The organism is Kitasatospora putterlickiae, from assembly GCF_039527695.1.
In the GTDB taxonomy this organism is placed as follows: Bacteria; Actinomycetota; Actinomycetes; order Streptomycetales; family Streptomycetaceae; genus Kitasatospora; species Kitasatospora putterlickiae.
On sequence record NZ_BAAAKJ010000299.1, the window covers coordinates 3,032 to 11,864 of the forward strand.

At 74.1% G+C, this 8,833-nt stretch carries 7 protein-coding genes; 2 read left to right on the forward strand and 5 right to left on the reverse strand.

Going from position 1 to position 8,833, the window contains the following annotated elements; translation table 11 throughout:
* Positions 1–8: 8 nt before the first annotated feature.
* The 3 genes from ABD308_RS28855 to ABD308_RS28865 are packed head-to-tail and all read right to left on the reverse strand — an operon-like array spanning position 9 to position 3,203.
* Positions 9–905: an ABC transporter permease gene (locus ABD308_RS28855; protein ID WP_344340752.1), complete on the reverse strand. Its 897-nt coding sequence runs from the start codon at positions 903–905 to the stop codon at positions 9–11.
* Positions 892–1,875 carry an ABC transporter ATP-binding protein gene (locus tag ABD308_RS28860; RefSeq protein ID WP_344340755.1) on the reverse strand — a complete coding sequence of 328 codons (984 nt, stop codon included), beginning with the start codon at positions 1,873–1,875 and terminating at the stop codon, positions 892–894. Before ABD308_RS28860 ends, ABD308_RS28855 begins: the two co-directional genes overlap by 14 nt.
* Positions 1,876–1,931: 56 nt before the next feature.
* A complete protein-coding gene (locus tag ABD308_RS28865) occupies positions 1,932–3,203 on the reverse strand; it encodes a LolA family protein (RefSeq protein WP_344340760.1) in 1,272 nt (423 codons plus the stop codon).
* 189 nt (positions 3,204–3,392) lie between these two features.
* On the opposite strand from ABD308_RS28865, the gene ABD308_RS28870 reads away from it, so the two are divergent.
* Together ABD308_RS28870 and ABD308_RS28875 are read left to right on the forward strand one after the other, a co-directional pair.
* Entirely contained in the window at positions 3,393–5,981 is a 2,589-nt protein-coding gene (locus ABD308_RS28870) for a bifunctional FO biosynthesis protein CofGH (RefSeq protein ID WP_344340763.1), read from the forward strand.
* Positions 5,982–6,143: 162 nt separating this feature from the next.
* Positions 6,144–7,259 carry an ADP-ribosylglycohydrolase family protein gene (locus ABD308_RS28875; protein ID WP_344340766.1) on the forward strand — a complete coding sequence of 372 codons (1,116 nt, stop codon included), beginning with the start codon at positions 6,144–6,146 and terminating at the stop codon, positions 7,257–7,259.
* Between the two features lie 138 nt (positions 7,260–7,397).
* On the opposite strand, the gene ABD308_RS28880 is transcribed toward ABD308_RS28875, so the two are convergent.
* Together ABD308_RS28880 and ABD308_RS28885 are read right to left on the reverse strand one after the other, a co-directional pair.
* Positions 7,398–7,607, reverse strand: coding sequence for a DUF397 domain-containing protein (locus ABD308_RS28880; protein WP_344340769.1), 210 nt, complete (start codon positions 7,605–7,607; stop codon positions 7,398–7,400).
* The gene (locus tag ABD308_RS28885; protein ID WP_344340773.1) at positions 7,604–8,467 is read right to left on the reverse strand and encodes a helix-turn-helix domain-containing protein; all 864 of its coding nucleotides are present in this window, start codon (positions 8,465–8,467) and stop codon (positions 7,604–7,606) included. The genes ABD308_RS28880 and ABD308_RS28885 overlap by 4 nt, the downstream gene beginning before the upstream one ends.
* Between the last annotated feature and the right edge of the window lie 366 nt (positions 8,468–8,833).

The window sequence follows — 8,833 nt, forward strand, 5'->3', positions numbered from 1 at the left end:
GGTGCCGGTCAGGCGGTGATGTCCCGCGAGGTGAACCGGGACCAGGCCGCCGAGCCGAACACCGCCACGTAGGCGGCCTGCAGCCCGAGGTTCTTCAGCACCCCGTCCCAGTACATCGGCTCCCGCAGCAGGTCGCCGAAGGTGAGCCAGTGGTGGGTGAAGAGGAACGGCTGGATCGCGTGCAGCTGCGGGAAGCTGTCCAGGATCTGCACCGTGATCACCAGGCCGACGGTGGCCGCCATCGCGGCGATGCCGCTGCCGGTGAGCGTCGAGACGAACAGCCCGATCGCGACCAGCCCGGCCAGCGAGGCGGCCACCACGGCGGCCACCAGCACCGCCCGCAGCAGCGCCGCGCCCAGGCCGATGGTCTCCCCGGAGATCAGCGTGACGTCGCCGACCGGGAACAGCGCCGTCCCGGCGATCACCGCCGACAGCGCCACGGTCGCCGTCGCCGCCAGACAGAACACCAGTCCGGCGGTGAACTTGGCGGCCAGCAGCCTGGTCCGCCCGGCCGGCGCCACCAGCAGGTAGCGCAGGGTGCCGGTGGCCGCCTCGCCCGCCACCGAGTCCCCGGCGACCACGCCGACCGTCATCGGCAGGAAGACCGGCAACGCCACCGCGAGCGCGGTGAACACCAGGAACAGGCCGTTCTGGGTGACCTGGGCGATGAACGCCGGGCCCTCGCCGCCGCGCGGCCCGTCCGTCTCGATCCGGACCACCACGCCGATCAGCACCGGCAGCACCGCCAGGATCCCCAGCAGCACGATCGTCCGCATCCGGCGGAAGGTCAGCAGCAGCTCGTTGCGGAACAGCGCCAGGAACCCGGCCGCCGTCCGCGACCGCCGCCCGTGCGCCGCACCCGGGCCGGCGACCGCGACCGCCGGCACCGCCTCAGCCCGCGACATCGAAGCCCTCCCCGGTCAGCGCCACGAAGGCGTCCTCCAACGTGCCCCGCTCCACGCCGAAACCGTGCACCCGGACGTCCGCCGCGACCAGTGCCGCGACCAGCCCGGGCAGCGCCTCCTCGGCCAGCGCGCCGGCGTCCCCGTCCACCCGGTCCTCGCCGACCCGCACCTCGGTGACCCCGTGGGCGAGCAGCACCTCACCGGCCCGGTGGGTGTCCGGGGTCCGCACCAGCAGCCGGCCCCGGGCCCGGGCGGCCAGCTCGGTGACGGTGCCCTGCACCACCAGCCGGCCGCGCGACATCACCGCCGCGTGGCTGCAGACCTGCTCGATCTCGTCCAGCAGGTGCGAGGAGAGGAAGACCGTGGTGCCCTCGGCCGCGACCTCCCGGACCAGCGCCCGGATCTCCCGCATGCCCTGCGGGTCCAGGCCGTTGGTGGGCTCGTCCAGGACCAGCAGCTCGCGCGGCTGGAGCAGGGCCGAGGCCAGGCCGAGCCGCTGCTTCATGCCCAGCGAGTAGGCCCGGGCCTTCTTGCCGGCCGCGGCGGCCAGGCCGACCCGGTCCAGCGCCTCGGCGACCCGGACCTTGCGGGTGCGCGGGTCGGACGCCGGGTCGGCGGCGTCGAACCGGGCCAGGTTGTCCCGGCCGGAGAGGAAGCCGTACAGCGCCGGCCCCTCGATCAGCGCGCCGACCCGGGGCAGCACCGAGGCCACCGACCGGGGCATCGGCTCGCCGAGCACCGTCGCCACCCCGGCGCTGGGGGCGATCAGGCCCATCAGCATCCGGATCGTGGTGGTCTTGCCGGAGCCGTTGGGACCGAGGAAGCCGAAGACCGAGCCCCGGGGGACGCTCAGGTCCAGGCCGTCCACGGCGAGCTGCCCGCCGCGGAACCGCTTGGTGAGACCCCTGGTCCTGATCACGTCGTCGGACGGACGGGAGGGCGAAGCGGCACCGGGGGCCGGGCGCGCCACCGCGCCCGGCCCCCCGGCCGGCTCCGTAACGTCCCCCGTTACGGGAGCCTGGGTCACTACTTCACCCCGGCCGCACTCTGCAGCACCGGCAGGGTCACCGCGCCCGCGAAGACCCGGCCGTCGTCGGTGATCAGCGCGTTGAGCACCTTGGTGCTGATCAGCGAGCCGCCGGCGACCGGCTTGCCCAGCGACTTGGCCAGCGCCAGCGGGCTCTGCGAGGTGCCGCCGCCGCTGCCCGCGCCGTGGCCGCCGCGTCCGCGCGGGCCCCGTCCCTCGGCCGGGACGAACACGTCGCCGGTGGGCAGCTTCGCGGACAGCACGGTCGTCCAGCCCTCGCCGATCACGTTCAGGCCCTCGGCGGCTGCCCCGGCCTCCTGCGGGGCCACCGCGTCGTGCGGCGCCCCGGACGCCTTCTGCTCCGTCACCTTGGCGCCCTTGGGCACGGTGAACTCGAAGGTCTTCGCGGCCGGCCGGGCGAACGAGACCTGGGTGAAGTGCACGTCCAGGACCGTGTCGCCGTCCGTGCCCTTGACCACGACCGACAGCGGCACCCCGTTGTCGGCGGACACCGCGATCCGCGCCTCGCCGATCGTCGAGCCCGGTCGGGTGGGCTTCACGCTCAGCCGGTAGGCCTTCTGCCCGGCCACGGTCGCGGTGCCGTCCACGGTGACGGTGGTGGAGTCCGCGCTCGCGGTCAGGAACAGCCGGGCCGCCTCCTGCGGGGTGGTCGGCACACCGGTCAGCGGCGCCTGGCCCCGGTGGCCGTCCGCCGCCGCGTCCGGACGGACCCCGGTCAGGTGCACCGCCTCGTTGGTGCCGCTGTCCCAGGCCCAGACCTGGTCGCCGTCGCGGATCAGCTCGTAGCCGGACAGCTGCTCCAGCAGGCCGATCCGCTGGCGCTCCGGCCCGTCCACCGCGACCCGCACGGTGTGCTCGCCGCCGAGCAGGGCGGTCAGCCTGGACCCGGGCGCGGCGCTGGACGGCCGGTCCCCGCCGCCGGGCGCCGCCCCGCCCCCGATCCCGCCGGCCGCGGCGCCCAGCAGCTGGCTCGGCACGCCGAGGTCGGTGGAGACCGACACCGTGCCGGAGAGCGTCTGGGCCTCGGAGCCGAGCACCTTGGTGATCAGCTGCTCCGCCGTCAGCGCGGGCAGCTCCGGCGGCGAGGAGTCCGCCAGCGCCGGCACCAGCCCCACCCCGGCGGCGATCGCGGCCGTCACCGCCAGCGGCACGGCCACCCGCACCAGGGTGCGCCGGCGCGACGGGTAGGGATCCGCGCCCTGCCACTCGTCCGCCGGGCCGCCGCCCGCGGTCGCCCTGTCGTCCGTCATGGTTCCCAACCCCTCCGTCGGTCAACGACTGTCCCTGGGTATCCATTAGACGGTCCGGGGGCGCCCGCGTCATCGCCCTGCGGGGTGGGTTCCGGGTCGGTCTCGCGGCGCAGCCGACCCTGAGGCCTCCTCAGGGTCGGCTCCTCCGAACGCACGAGGAAGGTACGCGAACTGGCGTAGGGTCGCGCCATGGACGCAACCAACATCCCGACCGCGAACGCGATGCGGCGCGCCCTGCGCCGGGCCCGGGACGGCGTCGCGCTGGACGCGACCGAGGCGGCGGTGCTGCTCCGGGCCAGAGGCGACGACCTGCGCGACCTCTGCGCGAGCGCCGCCCGGGTCCGCGACGCCGGCCTCGACGCGGCCGGCCGGCCCGGCGTCATCACCTACTCCAAGAGCGTGTTCATCCCGCTCACCCGGCTCTGCCGGGACAAGTGCCACTACTGCACCTTCGTCACCGTGCCCGGCAGGCTGCGCCGGGAGGGACACGGGATGTTCATGTCCCCGGACGAGGTGCTGGAGGTCGCCCGCCGGGGCGCCGAACTCGGCTGCAAGGAAGCGCTCATCACGCTCGGGGACAAGCCCGAGGACCGCTGGCCGGAGGCCCGCGAGTGGCTGGACGCGCACGGCTACGACGACACCATCGCCTACGTCCGCGCCATGTCGATCCGCGTCCTGGAGGAGACCGGGCTGCTCCCGCACCTCAACCCCGGGGTGCTGAGCTGGACCGACTTCCAGCGGCTCAAGCCGGTCTCCGCCTCGATGGGCATGATGCTGGAGACCACCGCCACCCGGCTGTGGAGCGAGCCCGGCGGCCCGCACTTCGGCTCGCCCGACAAGGAGCCCGCCGTCCGGCTGCGGGTGCTGGAGGACGCCGGCCGCAGCTCGGTGCCGTTCACCAGCGGCCTGCTGATCGGCATCGGCGAGACCTACGAGGAGCGCGCCGAGTCGCTGTTCGCGCTGCGCCGGGTCTCCCGCGCCTACCACGGCGTCCAGGAGCTGATCCTGCAGAACTTCCGCGCCAAGCCGGACACCGCGATGCGCGGCATGCCGGACACGGAGCTGGACGAGCTGGTCGCCACCGTCGCGGTGGCCCGGCACATCATGGGCCCGTCCGCCTGCCTGCAGGCGCCGCCGAACCTGGTGGACGGCGAGTACGAGCGGCTGATCGCGGCCGGCGTCGACGACTGGGGCGGGGTCTCCCCGCTGACCCCCGACCACGTCAACCCCGAGCGCCCCTGGCCGCAGATCGAGAAGCTGGCCGAGCGCTCGGCCGCGGCGGGCTTCGAACTGCGCGAGCGGCTCGCCGTCTACCCCGAGTACGTCCGGCGCGGCGAGCCCTGGCTGGACCCGCGGGTGCTGCCGCACGTCCGGGCGCTGGCCGACCCGGAGACCGGCCTGGCCCGCCCCGACGCCGTGGTCACCGGCCACCCCTGGCAGGAACCGGAGGACCTGCCGGCCTCCTACGGCCGCACCGACCTGCACATCGGCATCGACACCGAGGGCCGGACCGGCGACCGGCGGGCCGACTTCGAGGACGTCTACGGCGACTGGGAGGTGCTGCGCGAGCAGGCGGCCTCGGCCGCCCCCGGCCCGGCCGGCGCGCCGGAGCGGCTGGACGCCGAGGTCAGGGCGGCCCTCGCGGTGGCCGCCGACGACCCGGCCCGGCTGACCGACGAGCAGGCGCTGGCGCTGTTCCAGGCGGACGGCCCGGCGCTGGACGCGCTCTGCCGGATCGCCGACGCGGTGCGCCGGGACGCGGTCGGCGACGAGGTCACCTACTGCGTCACCCGGAACATCAACTTCACCAACGTCTGCTACACCGGCTGCCGGTTCTGCGCCTTCGCCCAGCGCCGCACCGACGCGGACGCCTACAGCCTCTCGCTGGAGCAGGTCGCCGACCGGGCCGCGCAGGCCTGGGAGGTCGGCGCCACCGAGGTCTGCATGCAGGGCGGCATCCACCCCGACCTGCCCGGCACCGCCTACTTCGACATCGCGCGCGCGGTGAAGGAGCGGGTGCCCGGCATCCACGTGCACGCCTTCTCGCCGATGGAGGTGGTCAACGGCGCCACCCGGACCGGGCTGTCGATCCGGGACTGGCTGGCGCGGGCCCGGGAGTCCGGCCTGGACTCCATCCCGGGCACCGCCGCCGAGATCCTCGACGACGAGGTCCGCTGGGTGCTCACCAAGGGCAAGCTGCCGGCCGCGACCTGGGTGGAGGTCGTCAGCACCGCGCACGAGCTGGGCATCCGCTCCTCGTCCACGATGATGTACGGGCACGTGGACACCCCGAAGCACTGGGTGGGCCACCTGCGGCTGCTCGCCGAGATCCAGCGACGCACCGGCGGCTTCACCGAGTTCGTGACGCTGCCGTTCATCCACACCAACGCCCCGGTCTACCTGGCCGGGATCGCGCGGCCGGGCCCGACCGCGCGGGACAACCGGGCGGTGGTCGCGATGGCCCGGCTGCTGCTCCACCCGCACATCCGCAACATCCAGACCAGCTGGGTGAAGCTGGGCGCCGAGGGTGCCGCCGAGATGCTCCGCTCGGGCGCCAACGACCTGGGCGGCACGCTGATGGAGGAGACCATCTCGCGGATGGCCGGGTCGGCGTACGGCAGCTACAAGTCCGTCCGGGACCTCCAGGCGATCGCCGAGGCGGCCGGGCGCCCGCACCGGCAGCGCACCACCACCTACGGCGAGGTGCCGGCCGAACGGCTGGCCGCCGCGCTGGCCTCGGACGGGCACCTGCCGGAACTGCTGCCCCTGGTGGACTGAGCCTTCGCCACGGCGCGCGCTCCGGCCGGCGGCGGGTCCCCGCCACCGACCGGAGCGGGAACCCTGCCGCCCCGTTCGGCCATTCGAATACAGTGCGAGGGCGCGCGACCCGCCGTGCGTCGCGCGACCCCGCCCGAACCCGGACGAAAGGCACCCGCCGTGATGCCACTGTGGTCACGCGCCCAGCAGCAGGACTTCCGCAGCCGGGTGCGGGGGTGCCTGCTGGGCGGGGCGGTCGGGGACGCGCTCGGCGCGGGCGTCGAGTTCGAGTCGCTGGAGAAGATCCGAGCCGTGCACGGCCCGCTCGGCGTCACCGGGTACGTCCCGGCGTACGGGCGGCTCGGCGCCGTCACCGATGACACGCAGATGGTGCTGTTCACCCTCGACGGGCTGATACGGGCGCACATCCGCCGGGACACCGGCAGCTGGCACCCGCCCACCGACGTCCACCGCGCCTATCTGCGCTGGGCCGCCACCCAGCGGGACTGGGGCCCGGACGAGCGGCGCGCCGACCTCGGCTGGCTGGGCCGCGAGGAGTGGCTGTACGCGCAGCGGGCGCCGGGCCAGGCCTGTCTGTCCGGCCTCTCCGGTCCGGACGCCGAGCGGCTCGGCACCCTGGAGACGCCCAAGAACCCGCATTCCAAGGGCTGCGGCACGGTGATGCGGGCGGCGCCGTTCGGACTGCTGACCACCTGGGAGCCGGGCCTGGTGTTCCAGCTGGCGGTGGAGTGCTCGGTGCTGACCCACGGCCACCCCACCGGCTACCTCTCGGCCGGCGCGCTGGCGGTGATCGTCCAGACCGCGGCCCGGGGCGGCACCCTGGAGGAGGGGGTGCACCTGGCGCTCGCGCTGCTCTCCGAGCGCCCGGCGCACGAGGAGACCACGGCGGCGCTGCGGGCGGCGCTGGACGCGGTGCGGGCGGGGGAGCCGTCCGCCGAGCGGGTCGAGGCGCTGGGGGAGGGCTGGGTCGCCGAGGAGGCGCTGGCGATCGGGCTGTACTGCGCGCTGGTCGCGCACGACGTCCGGTCCGGGCTGCTGCTGGCGGTGAACCACTCGGGGGACAGCGACTCCACCGGCGCGATCTGCGGCAACCTGCTCGGGGTCCTGCACGGTGACACCGCGCTGCCGCCCGGCCTGGTGGCGGGCCTGGAAGGGCGCGGGGTGCTGCTGGAGCTGGCGGACGACTTCGTCCTCGAACTGATGCACGGGCCCGAGCTGCACGGCGCCGACACCCCGGAGGGCGCGGCCTGGGCGGCCCGCTACCCGGTGCTCGGCTGAGGCGCCGTCCGCCGTCGGCCCCGGACTGTTGACGCGGGCATGCTCACGGACGCGAAGATGCCCGTAGCGGTGCCCGCCGCCCGGGGAGGGCGGTGGACACCGCTACGGGCACCTGGCCGAGAAGCGGTACGGAACGGATCAGAACCCGCCGAACACCCCGGCGCCCGCGTCGGTGGCGAACGCGTTCCAGGCCTCGGCGGAGAAGCGCAGTTGCGGACCCTGCGGGTCCTTGGAGTCGCGGACGGCCACCAGGTCGGCGTCCGGAACGCGGATCTCCACACAGGCGCCGTTTCCGCCGCTGTGACTGCTCTTGCGCCAGCTCGTCCCGTTCTCGAAGGTGGGGCTCATCGGTGGTATCCCTCTTCAATGTCGGCTATCAGTGTCCGGGTCTCGGCCACCCCGAGCGCGGCAGCCCGCAGGTGGTCGTAGAGACTGGTATAGCGGCGCACGTCGGCCTCCTTCTCAAGGTAGAGATCGCTCGTCACCCCTTCGAAGTAGACAACTGTGGAATCGGCTGACTCCGGGAACTCCAGCAGGGAGAATGTCCCGGTCATGCCGGGGTGGGCCCCGTGCGAGAACGGGATGACCTGGACGGTGATGTTGGGGCGCTGGCTCAGCTCCAGCATGTGCTTCAGCTGGTGGGCCATCACCTCCTTGCTGCCGACCTCCCGGCGGAGCACCGCCTCGTCTATCACGGTCCACAGGCTGCCGAGCTGGTTGTCCCCGTTGACCCGGTCCTGACGCTTCATCCGGACCTGGACGCGGCGCTGGACGGCGAGCGCGTCGGTGTCCGGCTGGGTGCCCTCGACCACGGCCTGCGCGTACTGCTCGGTCTGCAGCAGGCCCGGCACGAAGGAGGACTCGTAGGCACGGATCGAGGAGGCCTCGGCCTCCAGGCCGATGTAGACGCTGTAGGGCGTGGGCATGTCGTTGAAGTCGTGCCACCAGCCGCGCTGCCGGGACTCCCGGGCCATCTCCATCAGGCTGGCCCGCATCGCCTCGTCGCCGACCCCGTAGACGTCGCACAGGTCGCGGACGTCCCGCTGGCTGATGCTGCGGCGGCCGTTCTCCAGCCGGCTGATCTTGGACTGGGAGACCATCAGCCGGCCGGCCACCTCCTCGGCGGTCATCCCGGCCTGGTCCCGGAGCTTGCGCAGTTCCGCGCCGAGCCGCCGGCGGCGCACCGTGGGATTGATGTTCGCGGACACGTCGGCCTCCGGTCGGACCTCTGGTGATCGTTGGAACGGAAGTCCTCGGAACACGGTGGAAATCTGGATCAACCCCCTGATGGTGAGCAGCATGTCACCCCGGATCAGGTCGGCGCCGGGAAATCACGGGAGCGCAGTAGAACAGATCATCGGAAAAGCGCTTCGGTGAGACAGCGGGCGCCCCCGAGTGGTAGGGGCGCCACGGTCCGGTCCGGTGGTGGTGCGGCGGCGTGACGGACGTGGTGCGGGTGCGGCCCCGGGGCCGCGCAGGTGCTGGTGGCACGTGCGGGGGCGGTACGCGGCCGGGGGTCCGGGTGGGGGCCGGACCGGTCGGGGGAAGGCGGAGGGGCGGTCGCCCGGCGACTT